Origin of the sequence: Curtobacterium sp. MCBA15_016, from assembly GCF_001865105.1 — a bacterium.
GTDB lineage: Bacteria > Actinomycetota > Actinomycetes > Actinomycetales > Microbacteriaceae > Curtobacterium.
Genome location: NZ_MJGR01000062.1, coordinates 3,063 through 4,174, shown reverse-complemented (window position 1 = coordinate 4,174; position 1,112 = coordinate 3,063). Strand labels below are relative to the sequence as shown.

Annotated in this window: 1 protein-coding gene; it reads right to left on the bottom strand. The window is 73.9% G+C overall.

Annotated elements, in window-relative coordinates:
- Window positions 1-1,112: histidine kinase dimerization/phospho-acceptor domain-containing protein (locus tag BIV03_RS17540; protein WP_071296602.1), on the bottom strand; the 1,112-nt coding region annotated here is incomplete at both ends.

Genomic DNA, 1,112 nt, shown 5'->3' with positions numbered 1-1,112 from the left:
ACCGTCGTCGACGACGGTGAGTTCGAGCGCGTGCGATGCGTCCTGGGCGAGCGTCACCCGGATCACACCGCCGTCGTCCCCCGCGGCGATCGCGTTCGCGACGAGGTTGTCGACGATCCGGGCGAACGCCGCGGGCTCGAGCGCGTACCGCTCGTCGGGGGCGTCGAGTGCCACGGTGAAGTCGATGTCACGGTCGACGGCGCCGCCGAGTGCTCGCGCGCGGTCGATCGAGCCCATCAGCTCCGTCACGAGCGCGGCCGCCGGGGTCAACGGTGCGGGACCGGACTCGTCGAGCCGGCTGAGCTCGAGCATCGTGTTCGCGAGCGCCACCAACCGCGCGGCGTCTCCTTCGGCGCCGCGCAGCTCGCGTTCGAGGGCCTCGGCATCGCCCGACGAGCGGTGCGCGAGTTCGAGCCGAGCGGTCAGGGCGGCGAGCGGTGTCCGGAGTTCGTGACTGGCGTCGGACACCATCCGCCGCTCCCGCTCGGCGTTCTCGCGCTGCCGGTCGATGAAGGCGTTGAGCGTCCGCGCGAGGGCGGCGAGCTCGTCGTCCGAGCTCCCGACCGGCAGGTGGCCGCCCGCGGTCCCGGCGCTCAGGTCCTCGGCGGTCCGCCGCATCCGCCCCACGGGTCGGAGGGCCAGCGTCGAGAGCAACCAGGCCGTCGCCGCGAACGCCACGAGCGCCAGGACGGTCCCGAGGACGAGCGAGCGGTCCACGCGCTCGAGTGTCTCCTGCCCGGCACGGCCGTCGTGGGCCGCCCACACGACCGCGGAGCCGTCGTCGTTCGTGACCGGCACCCCGACGACGGTGACGAGCCGGTGCCCGGTGTGCAGACGGAGCGTTACCTCGTCCTCGGGGACGCCGGACGGCAGTGATGCCCGGACGTCGCGCGGCAGGGAGTCGACGAGCCACGAACCGGAGGAGGTCCGGATCCCGACCAGGACGTCCTCGGCGGGGCGGTCCGGCGCCTCGTCCGGGTTGTGCCGGAGGTCGGAGACGAACGGCGCGGCGTCCCCGGCGGCGAGGGACTCATCGGTCGCGATCGTCGCCCGCTCGATCTGCACGTGGAGCACGACCGCGATCCCGGAGAGGACCACGGCGCCCACGACGA